The sequence below is a fragment of the Streptomyces caniscabiei genome (assembly GCF_014930365.1).
GTDB lineage: Bacteria > Actinomycetota > Actinomycetes > Streptomycetales > Streptomycetaceae > Streptomyces > Streptomyces caniscabiei.
In genome coordinates, this window is record NZ_JABXWI010000002.1 from 789,334 (window position 1) to 804,729 (window position 15,396).

General features: G+C 71.8%; 11 protein-coding genes. 4 read left to right on the forward strand and 7 right to left on the reverse strand.

What is annotated here, in order from left to right:
* Positions 1 to 73: 73 nt before the first annotated feature.
* The 3 genes from HW837_RS07980 to HW837_RS07990 all read right to left on the reverse strand — a co-directional run bounded on the left by HW837_RS07980 (position 74) and on the right by HW837_RS07990 (position 3,808).
* The gene (locus tag HW837_RS07980; RefSeq protein WP_193379965.1) at positions 74 to 1,402 is read right to left on the reverse strand and encodes an enolase C-terminal domain-like protein; all 1,329 of its coding nucleotides are present in this window, start codon (positions 1,400 to 1,402) and stop codon (positions 74 to 76) included.
* Positions 1,403 to 1,439: 37 nt separating this feature from the next.
* A complete protein-coding gene (locus HW837_RS07985; RefSeq protein WP_045556578.1) occupies positions 1,440 to 2,777 on the reverse strand; it encodes a gluconate:H+ symporter in 1,338 nt (445 codons plus the stop codon).
* Positions 2,778 to 2,848: 71 nt separating this feature from the next.
* On the reverse strand, positions 2,849 to 3,808 hold the full coding sequence (locus HW837_RS07990) for a 5-dehydro-4-deoxyglucarate dehydratase (RefSeq protein WP_045556577.1): 960 nt from the start codon (positions 3,806 to 3,808) through the stop codon (positions 2,849 to 2,851).
* A gap of 126 nt (positions 3,809 to 3,934) precedes the next feature.
* On the opposite strand from HW837_RS07990, the gene HW837_RS07995 reads away from it, so the two are divergent.
* Positions 3,935 to 4,723: an IclR family transcriptional regulator gene (locus tag HW837_RS07995; RefSeq protein WP_045556893.1), complete on the forward strand. Its 789-nt coding sequence runs from the start codon at positions 3,935 to 3,937 to the stop codon at positions 4,721 to 4,723.
* Between the two features lie 91 nt (positions 4,724 to 4,814).
* On the opposite strand, the gene HW837_RS08000 is transcribed toward HW837_RS07995, so the two are convergent.
* The 4 genes from HW837_RS08000 to HW837_RS08015 form a co-directional block, all read right to left on the reverse strand.
* Positions 4,815 to 5,543: a class I SAM-dependent methyltransferase gene (locus HW837_RS08000; RefSeq protein WP_045556576.1), complete on the reverse strand. Its 729-nt coding sequence runs from the start codon at positions 5,541 to 5,543 to the stop codon at positions 4,815 to 4,817.
* Between the two features lie 529 nt (positions 5,544 to 6,072).
* Entirely contained in the window at positions 6,073 to 8,562 is a 2,490-nt protein-coding gene (locus tag HW837_RS08005; RefSeq protein WP_045556575.1) for a SpoIIE family protein phosphatase, read from the reverse strand.
* A gap of 177 nt (positions 8,563 to 8,739) precedes the next feature.
* Positions 8,740 to 11,127 (reverse strand): MFS transporter, encoded by a 2,388-nt coding sequence (locus HW837_RS08010; protein ID WP_193379862.1) that lies wholly within the window; start codon positions 11,125 to 11,127, stop codon positions 8,740 to 8,742.
* Positions 11,128 to 11,302: 175 nt separating this feature from the next.
* Positions 11,303 to 11,746, reverse strand: a complete 444-nt coding sequence (locus HW837_RS08015; RefSeq protein WP_045556573.1) for an SRPBCC family protein — start codon at positions 11,744 to 11,746, stop codon at positions 11,303 to 11,305.
* Positions 11,747 to 11,980: 234 nt separating this feature from the next.
* Between HW837_RS08015 and HW837_RS08020 the strand changes: the two genes are divergently transcribed.
* The 3 genes from HW837_RS08020 (at position 11,981) to HW837_RS08030 (ending at position 15,343) form a co-directional block, all read left to right on the forward strand.
* Entirely contained in the window at positions 11,981 to 13,024 is a 1,044-nt protein-coding gene (locus HW837_RS08020) for an Rv2578c family radical SAM protein (RefSeq protein ID WP_093790109.1), read from the forward strand.
* A gap of 147 nt (positions 13,025 to 13,171) precedes the next feature.
* Complete coding sequence (locus HW837_RS08025; RefSeq protein WP_177261886.1) at positions 13,172 to 14,743, forward strand: alpha/beta hydrolase; 1,572 nt, start codon at positions 13,172 to 13,174, stop codon at positions 14,741 to 14,743.
* Between the two features lie 69 nt (positions 14,744 to 14,812).
* Entirely contained in the window at positions 14,813 to 15,343 is a 531-nt protein-coding gene (locus tag HW837_RS08030) for a GNAT family N-acetyltransferase (protein WP_093790111.1), read from the forward strand.
* Positions 15,344 to 15,396 lie beyond the last annotated feature (53 nt).

Genomic DNA, 15,396 nt, shown 5'->3' on the forward strand with positions numbered 1-15,396 from the left:
CCACCGAGCCCCGCGACCGCGCCGACGGCGTCGTCCCACCCGTCGACGCCACCGCCCCGCGCCCACGGGCGTGCTAACGCACCAGACAGGGGCGCTTGTTGTCGAACTTCCAGCCGGGGCTGAGGTATTGCATGGTGACGGCGTCGTCGCGGGCCCCGAGCGCCTTCTGCCGGTAGAGCTCGTGGGCCGCGAGGAGCCGGTCCATGTCGAGTCGGACGCCCAGGCCCGGGGCGTCCGGGACCGCGATCTCGCCGCCGACGATGCGCGGCGGGGTGGTGGTGAGCCGTTCCGTGCCCTCCTGCCAGATCCAGTGCGTGTCCAGGGCGTTGTACTCGCCCGGGGCCGCGGCACCGCAGTGGACGACCATCGCCAGGGAGATGTCGAAGTGGTTGTTGGAGTGACAACCCCAGGTCAGCCCCATCGCGTTGCACAACTGCGCCACCCGCACCGAGCCCTGCATGGTCCAGAAGTGGGGGTCGGCCAACGGGATGGAGACCGACTGCAGGGCCAGGGCGTGGGTCAGCTGGCGCCAGTCCGTGGCGATCATGTTGGTCGCGGTGGGCAGCCCGGTGGCGCGGCGGAACTCGGCGAGGATCTCCCGCCCGGAGTAACCGCCCTCGGCCCCGCACGGGTCCTCGGCGTACGCGAGCGTGTCGCCCAGCGGACGGCACAGCTCGATCGCCTCGGCCAGGGACCATGCGCCGTTCGGGTCGAGCGTGATGCGGGCTTCGGGGAAGCGGCTCTTTAGGGCACGGACGGCCTTGACCTCCTCCGCACCCTCCAGGACCCCTCCCTTGAGCTTGAAGTCCTTGAAGCCGTACAGGTCGTGGGCCGCCTCCGCCTGCCGGACGATCGCCTCCGGCGTGAGGGCCTCCTCGCGCCGGATCCGGTACCACTCCACCGGGGAGTCGGGTTCGCGGACGTACTCCAGATCGGTGCGGTCCGGGTCGCCGACGTAGAAGAGGTAGCCCAACACCCTTACCGAATCACGCTGTCGGCCGTCACCGAGCAGCGCCGCCACCGGCACGTCGAGGTGCTGCCCGAGAAGGTCGAGCAGCGCCGACTCGACGGCGGTGACCGCGTGGACGGTGGTCCGCAGGTCGAAGGTCTGCGCGCCACGCCCGCCCCGGTCGCGGTCGGCGAACCGGTCGCCGATCTCGCGCAGCACCCGCTTGTAGTCGCCCACCCCGGCCCCGACGACCAGCGATGCGGAGTCCCGCAGTGTCCGCGTGATCTGCTCCCCGCCGGGCACCTCCCCCAGTCCCGTACGGCCCTCGGAGTCGGTGAGGACGACGATGTTGCGGGTGAAGTAGGGGCCGTGGGCGCCGGAGAGATTCAGCTCCATGCTGTCCCGGCCGGCGACGGGGTACACGGCGAACCCCGTGACGGTCGGCTGTCCGATGCTCATCTGGTGCCTTTCTGCGGTGAGGTGGCGGTTCTCAGAGACTGAGCGCGTCGAGGATCTGTTCGGCTATCAGGACACCGCCCAGACCGAGGATCGCGAGGACCGTGGTGTAGCTCGTACGGACCTTGATCGCTTCGATGACGGAGAGGTTGAAGTACTCCTTGAACAACCAGAATCCCGGGTCGTTGACGTGGGAGAAGGCGATGGAGCCACAGGCGACGGCGAGCACCATCACCTCCGGGTGGACCCCGCTGCCCGCGAGCAGCGGCAGCACCACGCCCGACGCGGTGACGACGGCGACGGTCGCCGAGCCGAGCGCGATACGGAGGATGACGGCGACGAGCCAGGCCAGGATGATCGGCGAGATGGACCAACCGTCGGTGGCGTCCTTGATGTAGTCGGAGATCCCGCCCTCGACGAGGACGTTCTTGAACGCCCCGCCCGCGCCGATCACCAGCAGGATCATCGCCATCGCCTTGGCCGCCGAGGAACAGGAGGCGCCGACCTCCTCCAGGCTGCGGCCGATCCGCGGTCCGAAGGCCCAGACCGCCAGGCACAGGGTGAGCAGCAGGGCGATGGGCGCCGAGCCGATGAAGGCGACGAAGTGCAGCAACCCGTTCTCGCCGGAGGTGGCCATGTCGGTCACGGCGGCGGCCACGATGAGCGCCACCGGGAACAGCGCCACGAACAGCGACCAGCCCAGGCCTGGCATCTCCTCGTCCGTGAACTCGCGCTCGGTGACCAGCCCTTGGGGTATGGAGGGCGTCATCGCCTTGATGAACGGCAGGCGCGGCCAGAGCAGGGCGATGAACGCGCCCGCCGGGACCGCGATGAACAGGCCGTAGAGCAGGGTCAGTCCGACGGAGGCGTCGAACGTCGCGGCCACGGCGGTGGGGCCGGGGTGCGGCGGCAGGAAGCTGTGCATCGTCGACAGCGTGATGGACATGGGCAGACCGACCCACAGCAGCGGCGCCCCGGTGACCCTGACCAGGGTGAACGCGATCGGCACGATGATGATGAACGCGACCTCGTAGAACATGGTCACGCCGATCAGCATCGCGGTGACCACCATCGCCACCTGCACCCAGCGCGGCCCGAAGGCGTCGAGAAGCTTCCCGGCGATGCGTTGGGCGGCGCCGGAGTCGCCCATGACCCGGCCGACCATCGCACCGAGCCCGATGGTGAGCATGGTGTCGCCGATCTGGCCCCCGATGCCCTCCGAGAGGACGTCCGGGATGGTCGCCACCGGAATTCCCTGGACCAGCGCGACACCGACCGCCACGAGCAGCAGGGCCGCGAAGCCGTTCAGTCTCAGCCTGGTCATGAGCAGCAACAGGACCAGAACACTGACGCCGACCACGAGAAGAGGCATGGCAGTTCTCCTTTGAACTGTCGAGCGAGGGGGGAGGGGCGTGAAGTTCTGGGCGTGACGGGCGCCCGGGCTCAGACGGGTCGTCGTACGGCGCCGACCAGGCTCAGTCCGTGGTCCAACACCTTCTCCAGGTCGGCGAGGTCGGCGGCGGACGGGTCGGTGAGCGGGGCGCGCACCGGACCGACCGGGAGGCCGCGGAGCCGGGCGGCGGCCTTGACCAGGGAGACGGCGTAGCCGGGCACCCGGTCGCGCAGTTCCACGAGGGGGACGTAGAACTCGCGCAGGAGCGTGTTCACGAAGGTGTCGTCGCCGTCCTTGAGCGCGGTGAAGAAGGCGTTCGCGATCTCGGGTGCGAAGGCGTGGACGGCGGAGGAGTAGGCGGGGACGCCGACGGTGGCGTAGGCGCGGGCCTGGATCTCGGCGGTGGAGGCGCCGTTGAAGAAGAGGAAGCCGTCGGGGGCGGCGAGAGTGAGACGCTGCAGGCGGTCGAGGTCGCTGTGGCCGTCCTTCAGGCCGACGACGTTCGGAATGTCGGCGATCCGCTTCAACGACTCGGCGGTGAAGGCGACCTGGCCGCGCTGGTAGGCGATGAGGGGCAGCGGGGTCCGGGCCGCGATGTGCTCCAGCTGTGCCACGAGCCCGTCCTGCGGGGCGGCGACGAGGTAGTGCGGCAGGACCAGGAGGGCGTCGGCGCCGGCCTCCTCCGCGATGCGGGCGAACCGGGCGGCCTGGGCCCAGCCGTAGCCGATGCCGGCGACCACGGGGAGGCGCCCGTCGGCGATCTCGACGGTGGCCTCCACGACCGCGTGGTACTCGTCCTCGTCGAGCGAGAAGAACTCGCCGGTGCCGCAGGCGGGGAAGACGGCGCCGGGGGCGGTGGCCAGCCGGTCGGCCAGGTACGCCCGGTAGGCGTCGAGGTCGAGACCGCCGTTCTCCCGGAAGCTCGTGAGAGGGAAGGAGAGCACACCGTCCGCCATGCCGTCCCGGAGCCGCTGCATCACACCGACTGGATCAGCGCTGTTCGTTGCCATCAAATCCATCCCCGCTCCATCCCTGTATACAGATGTTGTCTGCGTATGCAGATGGAGATTAGATGTGTGAACAGGGTCGGTCAATGGGTGTGCGGCCACGAATCGGCGCGCACCTACGATGAGCGCATGCCGGAGAAGACAGGTGTCCGCGGGGTGAAGTCGGCGGCCAGAACCGTCGCGCTGCTGGAACTGCTCGCGGGACGAGGGGGGCAGCCCTCACGCCTGGATCAGCTCGCGGAGGACCTGGACGTGCCGCGCAGCAGCATGTACCAACTGCTGCAGACACTCGTCGACTGCGGCTGGGTCCGCACCGACGCCACCGGATCCCTCTACGGCATCGGCATCCGCGCCCTGCTCACCGGCACCAGCTACCTGGACGGCGACCACCACATCCGGGTCGTCCGTTCCTACCTCGACGAGGCGTCGGACGCCCTCGGCGAGACCATGCACATGGCCCGCCTCGACGGCCCGGACGTCGTCTACCTCGCCACCCGCGAGTCCCATGAGTACCTGCGCACCATAAGCCGCGTCGGCCGTCGCGTCCCCGCCCACGCCGGCGGACTCGGCAAGGCCCTGCTCGCCGAGCGCCCCGACGACGAACTGCCGCTCCCGGACGGCCCGTTGACCGCCCTCACCGAGAACACGCACACCACCCGCGCGTCCCTCCACGCCGACCTGGCCCGGATCCGCGAACGTGGCTACTCCATCGACCACGAGGAGACGGTGACCGGCATCGCCGGCTTCGGCTTCGCCCTGCGCTACGCCTCCCCCGCCACCGACGCCATCAGCTGCTCGGTCCCGGTGGCCCGACTCACCCCGGAGCACGAGGCCCGCATCGTCGCCGTGATGCGGGAGATCCGGGCGAAGATCGAGTCCCAGCTGCCGCCCGCCTCGGGCGGGCCCGTCTGGCGCTGAGCGCCCCGCCGGACGTGCCGCGCCTCCGGCCCCGACGCCGTTCCACGGCGTGGAGGCGTCGCGTCAGGGTGAGCCGACCCGGGACCTCGGGCTACCCACGACCGCGCCCCGCCACATACCACCTCGACGGCAGTTCGATCCGGGTTCCCGCGGCCGTGTGTTCCGTGGTGACCAGGGGGAGTTCGCCGCTGGTCACCACGGTGAGACCGGCGGCGCCCAGGTACTCCGGGATCGCCGCGTCGGTGACCTCGCCGGGGGCGATGCCGTGCCGGAAGATCGGGGCGAGCTTGGCGGGCGGGCCCGCCGGATCGGCCGCGAGGCCCATGAGGACGGGTTTCGCGGCCTCGGAGAGTTCCACCAGGCAGACCCGGCCGCGTTCGCCGAGCAGTGTGGCGACGGTGTCGACGAGGCGTTGTCGGTCGTCGGGCTCGCACTGGTGGAGGACGCCGCGCACATAGACATTGGCGTCGCCGAGGTCGGCGTGGAGCGCTTCGGCGTCCGTCTTGTCGGCCGCGTCGAGCACCCGGTAGTCGGCCCGGCCGTCGGGGTCGGCGCGGCGGGCCCGGTCGACGGCCGCGGTGGAGAGGTCGGCGCCGATCACACGGGGGAAGCGGTCGGCCAGGAAGCGGGTCTGGGTGCCGTTGCCGCAGCCGAGGTCGACGAGCGGGAGGGCGGCGGCGGTCAGGTACGGCTCGAAGAGCGCCAGATGGACGGCCGCGGTCCTCTCGGGCCCGGCGTCCCAGAAGACCGCGCCCGGTTCGTCGGGAGCCTCCCGCCAGAACCCCTCCCAGGCCTCACGGTACCGACTCGTCACGCTCATGCCACACCCCCGGACCAGCTACCGGGCCGCCGCTCCGGCGGCCCAGATCGGTCTACCGTGCCCGGCAGCCGCAGACAAGCACCATGCGCGTACCTTCACCGTTCCTGAAGACTGAGCCTGACTCAGTCGCACGCCCCGAACGGTCTTGAGCGAACTGGTTCCCGGCGTACTCGACCCCGAGGCAGCGACACGCATCCTGTGCGTGGTCCGATCCCGGGAGGCCGGTTCCCTGTGCGACCTGGCCATATGGGTACGGCCAGAGGCGAGGGAGAGGCCCCGAACCATCCTTCTGGTGGAGCGGGGGCCCCGCACGCTGGCGCCATATCCGACGTCCCAGATCGCACGATCACGTTAACCCGGACGGCCCAGGACGCCGCAAGCCAGGAAGCCGACCATCACACAATCGAGTTAAAGCGACCTTGTACGCTCCTAGGCGAGCAGTTGCCGACCCCTCGTTCAGGTCCCACGCGCCCCCGCGCGCCCCTCACGCCCCCTTGGCCGAGGCAGCTACGGACGGCCCGTCGCCGCTTCAGCGCCGCCGTGGCAGGGTCAGTTCGAACCACACCGTCTTGCCGGCGCCCGTCCGGCTGGTCCCCCACTCGCGGGCCAGCGTGCTGAGGACGCGCAGTCCCCGGCCGGACTCGTCCGTCGGGGCCGCGCTGAGCAGGGTCGGCAGGGTGGGGTCGTCGTCGTAGACCTCGCACAGCAGCGTGTCGCCACGGACCAGCCGCAGTTCGACGCGGCGCCCGCGCGCGTGCCGTACGGCGTTGGTGACGAGCTCGCCGGCCAGGAGCGCGGCGGTGTCCGTGAGGCTGTCCAGGCCCCAGACGCAGAGCTGTTCGCGGACGGCCGCGCGAGCGCGGGCCGCCTCGACCGGGTCACGGGCGAGGCGCCACTCGGCGACGTCCTCGGGCCCGATGCCGTTGAGCCGGGCCATCAGCAGGGCCACGTCGTCCTTGCGGCCGCCGCGGGTGTTGAGGGCGCGGATGATCGTGTCGCAGGCGTCGTCCATGGAGGCGGCCGGGTGGGCGGCGGACTCGCAGAGCGTCGCGAGGCCCACCCCGATGTCCTCACCGCGCATCTCGACGAGCCCGTCGGTGCACATCACGAGCCGGTCGCCCGGGTCCACGCGCACGCGTACCGCCTCGAACGCCACCCCGCCGACACCGATCGGCGCGCCGGTGGGCAGGTCGAGGAGTTCGCTGCGGCCGTCCACCGCGCGGACCAGTACCGGCGGGATGTGCCCGGCGTTGGCGAGGTGGAGTTCGCCGGCGATGGGGTCGTAGACGGCGTAGAGGCAGGTCGCGAGATAGTGCTCGCCGAGGCGCTGGGCGAGGTCGTCGAGGTTGCGCAGGAGCTGCGCGGGCGGCAGGTCGAGGGCGGCCATGGTCTGCACGGCCGTGCGCAACTGGCCCATCATCGCGGCGGAGTTGAGGCCGTGCCCCATGACGTCCCCGACGACCAGGGCGGTGCGGGCGCCCGGCAGCTTCACCGAGTCGAACCAGTCGCCGCCGACCCGCCCGAGCAGGGTGCCCGGGAGATAGCGGGTGGCGATGTCGCAGCCCGCCATGTGCGCCTCGATCTGCGGCAGCATGCTGTCCTGGAGCGTCTCGGCGACGTTCTCCTGGTAGGTGTACATGCGGGCGTTGTCGAGGACGAGGCCCGCGCGGGCGGCGAGTTCGGCGCCGGTGACGCGGTCCATGTCGTCGAAGACCTCGCGCTCCGGGTGGCGCAGCAGGATCATGAAGCCGAGCACGACGTTGCGGGCCTTCAGGGGCACGACCAGCATGGAGCGGCCCGTGATCAGCGGCCGGATGTCGCGCTTCTCGAACTGCGCGGCGATCGCGTGCCCCATCTGCTCGCTGATGCGGGGCACGAGGACGGGCTCGCCGGTGGTCATGCACTGGAAGAACGGGGTGTGCGCCGGGAACGGCATGGCCTCGCCGACGGGGACGACGTCGTCCCAGCGGCCCGGCTCGTCGGTGTGCTCCACGGCCACCCGGTGCCACATGGTCGTCGTGTCGGGCACGCCGTCCGGGAACCCCTCACCGGCGACGACCTGTTCGCGCAGATAGGTGCCGGCGACGTCGGTGAAGCGGGGCACGACCGCCCTGCTGACCTCGACGATGGTCCGGGAGAGGTCCAGGGAGGTGCCGATGCGCCCGCTGACCTCGTTGAGGAACTCCAGACGCTCGCGCACGGCGGCGTGTTCGAGGTCCTCGCCCTCGTCCCGGACGTCCTCCGGCACCGGCAGCCCCTCCGCGACGGCGCGCGCGGCCCGTTCCCGGCGGGCCCGTCGCTCCGCGCGCCGGGGCACGCCCCAGTCGGGGGTGACGGGCACCCGGTCGTTCTGGCTGAACTCCAGCACCGGATAGCCCAGTTCGAGGATCTGGGCGACGATGCGGGCGCCTTCGCCGACGCTCATGCTGGGCAGGATGTCGGGGAGCCTGCGAGCGAGTTCGTCGGCGCCGGGGAAGTCGGTGTGCAGGGCGAATCCGGGGGCGATGCGTTCGACGGCGACGTCCGCCTGGTCCTCCCGCCGCAGGGTCTCGGCGTCGGCGGCCAGCACCAGGAGCCGTTCCCGGCCGGGGCCGACCAGGGGGTAGGCCCACCACAGCACGTCGATCCGGTCGCGGCCGGGCACGGTGAGCCGGGCGCGGCCGGCCGCCGGGTAGGACAGCTGCCCGTCGAGCGAGGTCTCCAGGTCGTGACCGAACGCGTCGTGCCCGAACGCGTCGTGCCCGAGGGCGTCGTACGCGCCGTGGGCGGCGTGGAGCGGGGGCTCGTCCGCGTCCGGGAGGGCACCGGAGACGGGCAGCAGATCGAGGGCGCTCTGGCCCACCGCCTCGTCCTTGGTCGTGCCGAAGAGCCGGCGTGCGCCGGAGCTCCAGTGCGACACGAGACCGGCGCGGTCGACCACGACCACGGCCAGGGGGATCCGGCCGGCCGCGGCGTGCTCCGGCGTCTCGTCACCGGCTCCGAGGCCGGTCGTCGCGCCCGTGTCGGTGCCACGGTCCATGGCCAAGGCCCTTTCTCCCCACGGCTCGCAAGATCTGCGCCGCCCTCACTACCGTACGGCTGCGTAGCGTCGCCATGTGTGGCAATACGCGAATTGCTCCGTAGGAGGCTCCGGCGCACGTGCAGGCCACACGGGCGGCGCGCGATCATTCGCGCGCCCCCCGATGGCCCGGTCCCCTCAGTCCGCGTGCCCCAGATGGACGTCCTGTTCCGTCCGGGAGCCGGAGGCGACCTGGAGCACCGTCGCGACGGGCGGGTACCCGGTGGCGATGACCGTGTACTCGCCGGAGGAGAGGTCGACGAAGCGGAAGGTCCCGTCGATGCCGGTGGTGATCGTGTCGACGACGTTCCCGGCGGCGTCGAGGAGCGTCACACGCGCGTCCTCCACGGGTCGGCCGCCCCCGGCTCGCACGGTGCCCCGCAGGACGGCGCCCCCGGCGAGCTCGATGTCCTGGCGTGTCTCGCGGGCGGCCCGGACGGTGACGGGCAGCGCGGCCGGCCGGTAGGAGTGGGCGCCGGCGGCGAGGGTGTACTCCCCGGCGACCAGTTCGGTGATGAGGTACTCGCCCGCCTCCCCGCTGCGGGTCGTCACGACGACCTCGCCGCGCACGTCGGTGAGCGTGACGGTCGCGTCGCTCACGGTCCGGCCGTCCGCCGTCCGGACCACCCCCGCCAGGCGTCCCGCGCCGCCGAGCACGATGTCGACCTCGACGGGCCGGTCCCCGACGGTGACGCTCACGGCCTGCGGCTGGTGGCCGCCGGCCGCGGCGATCAGCACGTACGCCCCGGGGCCGGGCGTGGAGAGCGCGTACCGCCCGTCGTCGCCGCTGCCGCCGCGCCCGGTCTGCCGGCCGCCGGCGTCGATGAGGGTGAGCGCGGCCCGGGGCACGACGGTGCCGTCGGAGTGCTGGACCGTGCCGCGGACGGGGACGCCGGGGGCGTACGGCGAGCGCGCCTGCGGGATCGGGACGGCGGGCGCGGCGGCGGAGGCCGGCTCGGGCGTGGGTTCGGCGGGGGCCTCGTCCGGGGGCACCGGCGTCCTCTCCTTGAGGAAGCAGGCGACGAGGAGCCCGAGGAGGAGCACCGGCACGAGGTACAGGAAGATCCTCGGCATGGCCTGCGCGTAGGCCTGGACGTAGGCGTCGCGCAGCGGGTCCGGCAGGGTGTGGACGAGGTCCGGGGTGAGGGAGCCGGGGTCGGGCAGCACGGCGTCCGCGCGTTCCGGGAGACGGTCGGTCAGCCGGGCCGTGAGGAGCGCGCCGAAGGCGGCCGTGCCCACGCTGCCGCCGATCTGCCGCAGGTAGTTGCCGGCCGCGGTGGCGGGTCCGGCGTCGGCGGGGCGCACGGAGTTCTGCACGGCCAGGATCAGGACCGGCATCACCATGCCGATCCCCGCGCCGAGGACGGCGGTCCAGATGCCGAAGTGCAGCCGGGGCGTGTCCGTCTCCAGCCGGGACAGCAGCCAGACGCCGACCGCGGTCAGGGCGCAGCCGAGGACGGGGTACGTCCGGTAGTGCCCGGTGCCGCCGATGAGCCGGCCGGAGATCACGGAGGCGCCGACGATGCCGGCCATCATCGGCAGCATGAGCAGCCCGGACTCGGTGGCGGAGTTGCCCCCGGCCATCCGCAACTGGGTGGGAAGGTAACTGGCGGTGCAGAAGAGGGCGACGCCGATGGCGAGCCCGACGAGGCCGGTGACGACGAAGACGGGGTCCCTGAACAGCCGCGGCGGGATCAGGGGTTGGGGCGCGAAGTGCTCGACGACGAGGAGGAGGGCGGTCGCGGCGACCGCGCCGGCGGCGAGGCCGAGGACGGGCCGCGAGGTCCAGGCGTGGGTGGTGCCGCCCCAGCTCGCCAGCAGGACCACGCAGGTCGAGGCGGTGGCGAGCAGCAGGGCCCCGAGGACGTCGAGGCGCCCCTCGGCCGTGGGCCTCGGCAGTCTCAGCGCGAAGGTGACGACGGCCAGCGCGAGGAGCCCGGCGGGCACGTTGAGGAGGAAGCACCACCGCCAGGTGAGCTGGTCCGTGAGCACACCGCCCAGGAGCGGCCCCGCGACGGAGGCGAGCCCGAACACGGCGCCGACCAGGCCCAGCCGGCGGCCCCGGTTCCCAGGCGGCAGGATGTCGGCCATGATCGCCTGCACACCGATCATGAGGCCGCCCGCGCCGACGCCCTGGAGCGCGCGGAACGCGATGAGCTGGTCCATGCCGCGAGCGAACCCGGCGAGCGCGGAGCCCGCGACGAAGACCGTGAGCGCGAACTGCAGGACGCCCTTGCGGCCGTGGAGTTCGCCGAGTCTGCCGTAGACGGGAAGGGTGACGGTGGCGGTGAGGAGATAGGCCGTGATCGGCCAGGACAGGCGGTCCGCGCCGTGCAGCTCACCGGCGATCTCGGGGAGCGCGGTGGCGACGACCATCTGCTCCAGCGCGGCCAGGAGCAGGACGAGCAGCAGTGCCGAGAAGACCAGTCGGCCCCGGAGGGGGCCGAGCGGGGGAGGTCCGTCCGCCGGTGACGGTGGAGCGGGTGTGGTGGTCGGCTCGTCCTTCACCAGTGTGGTCGCGCCCATGCGTACCGCTCCCCTCGTCGCACTCACCGACAATTCCCGCGTTAAGCGGCAACTGTCGGCAAGTACGGCGAGTTACGGCATTCCGGGGAGCGTCGGGGAGATCCACCCGAACCGGTGAGGACGGCAACACGCCCCGCGCGATCGCCCGTTGGACCGTGCACCTTCCCGCCGGGTGCTACTTCTCGACCTCGGCGGCGAGGTTGGCGAGCAGGGCGTCGTAGATACGGGCGAGGCCCTTGGGGGCGAAGGTCTTCTCGAAGAAGCCGCCGATGCCGCCGGCGCCCTGCCAGGTGGTGGTGACGACGACGCGGGAGCTGCCCTCGCCGGCCGGGGTGACCCGCCAGACGGTGACCATGGAGGAGTTGCGGTCCTTCTCGACGAGCTCGCCGTCGGAGGGCTCGGTGACCTCCAGGAGGCAGTCGCGCACGCGCTTCTTGGTGGCCTGGAGCTTCCAGTGGACGAGGGTGCCCTCGCCGTCGCCGCCCTCGCGCACCTCGTACTCGCTGAAGTGCTGCGGCATCAGCTTCTCGCGCGCGCCGTTGTACTCGGCCAGGGTGTCGAACACCGTCTCCGCGTCCGCCGCTACGACTCGTTCAGTCGTGGCCTCGACCTGCGCCATTGCACTTCCTCCAGCACTTGGTAACTCGGGGATGTGCGGAAAGCCAACCACCCCCCGGCCGGAGGGCCCAAATCGGGGTGCCCCAAGGGCCCGGAGCGGACGGTCCCGAGGCCCTGGCGCGGACGACCCCGAGGGCCCCGTGACGAGACCTCCACACGATGTTCGAAAACCAGTTCGCACGATCAAGGGAACGTGTGTTCTATTCTGAGGCGGAGAGCAACCGAGGAGGCGTCCATGCGCTGGGACCATCTGGCCGAGAACCCCGCCACGGCCCGGGACGCCGCGCTGTTCGGCGCGGACCTGGTGACGAGCCGCACCTTCGACACCCCCGAGTTCCGCGGCATGACCTTCCACGAGGTCCGGGCGAGGACGATCGTCAACCGGGTCCCGGGGGCCTCCCGGATGCCGTTCGAATGGACGGTGAACCCCTACCGGGGCTGCACGCACGCGTGCGTCTACTGCTTCGCCCGCAAGACCCACAGCTACCTGGACCTCGACACGGGCCTCGACTTCGACTCGCAGATCGTGGTGAAGGTCAACGCGCCCGACCTGCTGCGCCGGCAGCTCGCCTCACCGCGCTGGCACGGCGAGCACATCGCCATGGGCACCAACGTGGACTGCTACCAGCGCGCCGAGGGCCGCTACCGCCTGATGCCGGGCATCATCGCCGCCCTGCGCGATCACGCGAACCCCTTCTCGATCCTGACCAAGGGCACGCTGATCCTGCGCGACCTGGAGCTGATCCGGCAGGCCGCGGAGGTCACCGAGGTCGGCGTCTCGGTCTCCGTCGGCTTCACCGACCCCGAGCTGTGGCGCACGGTCGAGCCGGGTACGCCCGCCCCGGAGCGCCGGCTCGACGTGGTGCGGGCCTTCACCGACCTCGGCATCGGCTGCGGGGTGCTGATGGCTCCCGTGCTGCCCTTCCTCAGCGACCACCCCGACCGGCTGCGTGCCACCGTGCGGGCGATCGCCGCCTCCGGCGCGACCTCGGTGACCCCGCTGGTGCTGCATCTGCGGCCCGGCGCCCGCGAGTGGTACATGGCCTGGCTGGAACGCCACCACCCCCGTCTCGTACGCCGGTACGAGCTGCTGTACGCGGAGGGCGCCTACGCCCCCAAGTGGTATCAGCGTCAGATCACCCGTCAGGTCCACGAACTGGCCGAGGAGTACGGCATGGGCCCCCGGCGCGCGGAGCTGCCGCGACGGACACCGGCGCGCGAGCCGGCGGCGCCCGAGCCGGTCCGGGAGACGGAGCCGACGCAGCTGACACTGCTCTGACCTCCCACGGGGCATCCGGGCGCTTCTCGCGCCCCCGATGGGGTCAACTCTCGCCGGAACGAGTTCCTTCGGGGGCCTGCTCCGGGACGATGCGACGAAGGCCGTGGTCTGCACGGCCCGCGATCCTCCGTCCTGGGAGGCCTGACGATGAAGAAGCGCGCAGCTGCTCTGTGCGGTGCCGCCGCCGTGTTGGCCGGAATGGTCTCGGCGGTCCCGGCCGGCGCGAGCGGCGCCCTCGCCGCCGCGCCGGCGGCGAAGCTCGCCTGGAAGAAGTGCGCCACCGGCGACTACCCGACGCTCCAGTGCACCACCCTGAAAGTGCCGTTGAACCACGACGAGCCGGACGGCAGGAAGATCACGCTCGCCCTGTCCCGTGTCCCGCACACCGCGAAGAAGTACCAGGGCCCCCTGGTGGTCAATCCGGGCGGCCCCGGCGGCAGCGGCCGCACGCTGGCCGGGTTCGTCGCGTCCTCGCTGCCGAAGAAGGTGGCGGCGCAGTACGACGTCATCGGCTTCGACCCGCGCGGCGTCGGCGCCAGCAAGCCCGCGCTCGACTGCCGGCCCGGGCACTTCTCGCCGGTGCGCCCCGACTCCCTGCCGGTCGACGCGAAGGCCGAGCGAGCCAACCTCAAGCGTGCCGAGGCCTTCGCCGACGCCTGCGCGAAGAAGTACGCGGACGTGCTGCCGTTCATCGACACGGTCAGCTCGGCCAAGGACATGGACGCCATCCGCGCGGCCCTCGGCGCCAAGAAGATCAACTACTTCGGCTACTCGTACGGCACCTACCTGGGCGCCGTGTACGGCAAGCTCTTCCCGCACCGGGTACGGCGCGCGGTGCTGGACTCCGTCGTCGACCCCTCGGGCGTCTGGTACGACGACAACCTCCAGCAGGACCAGGCGTTCAACGACCGCCACCGGGCGCTGATGGCCTGGATCGCCAAGAACCACAAGACGTACAGGCTCGGCACCGATCCGGAGAAGATCGAGGCCAAGTGGTACGCGATGCGGGCGGCGCTGGCCCGCAAGCCCGCGGACGGCAAGGTGGGCCCCGCCGAGCTGGAGGACACCTTCATGCCCGGCGGCTACTACGACGGCTACTGGCCCCATCTCGCCGAGGCGTTCGCCGCCTACGCGAACAAGAAGAACGACGACCCGCTGGTCGAGGTCTACGAGAACTTCGGCGCCGTCGACCGGGCCGGCGACAACGGCTACAGCGTCTACACCTCGGTGCAGTGCCGGGACGCGCACTGGCCGCGCGCCTGGGCCGAGTGGCGCGACGACAACTGGGCGGCGTACGAGAAGGCGCCCTTCATGACCTGGAACAACGCCTGGTACAACGCGCCCTGCGCGTTCTGGCCGACCGAGGCGCTGAACCCGGTGGACGTCTCCAACACCGCGCTGCCGCCGGTCCTGATCCTCCAGGCGACGGACGACGCGGCCACCCCGTACGCGGGCGGAGCCGTCACCCACCAGCTGCTGCGGGGCTCCAGTCTGGTGGTCGAGCAGGGCGGCGGGAACCACGGCATCTCGCTGAGCGGCAACAGCTGCCTGGACAAGCACCTGGCGGCGTATCTGACCGACGGCAGGGTGCCGCGCGGCACGGGCGAGACCGACGCCGTCTGCGCCAAGCTCCCCGACCCCAAGCCCCTGAGCACCAAGACCGCGTCCGCCTCGTCCCGGGGCTCGACACTGCACGGCCTGCTGGGCCACCGCCGCTGACCGCCCGGCCGGGGAAGGCCCGCCGAAAACCGCGGGACTCCCCCGGCCGTCCGGCCCTAGGGTGCGGCCATGAACGCCGCTCCCCATGACCTCCGCATACGCGAGATGACCAGCGCCGACTGCCGCCCCGTGGCCGAGATCCGCGTGGGGGGCTGGCGGAACGCGTACGCCGGCCTCGTACCGCGGTCGTACCTCGACGCGATGGACGTGGCCAAGGACGCCGAGCACCGGCGCGCCATGCTGCTGAAGCCCGGCAACCCGGTGGTGAACCTGGTCGCCGAGCGGGCCGGCGAGATCCTCGGCTGGGCGGCGTACGGCCCCTACCGCGACGGCGAGGTCCGCACCGCTGACGCCGAGTTGTACGCGCTCTACGTCCGGCCGGGGCACTGGGGCGGCGGGGTCGGCGCGGCACTCCTGCGCACCACGACCGAACGCTGCGAGGCCGCCGGCCACGACCGGATGCTCCTGTGGGTCCTCAAGGAGAACACCAGGGCCCGCCGCTTCTACGAGCATCACGGTTTCACGGCGGACGGTGCGGAGGAACCCTTCGAGGCAGCCGGGGTCGAAGTTCCCGAGATGCGTTACGCACGACCCCGCTAAGGGGCGCGGGGCTGTATCCGATATGCGGCTCCGCCGCGGGGCGCGACAAGCCC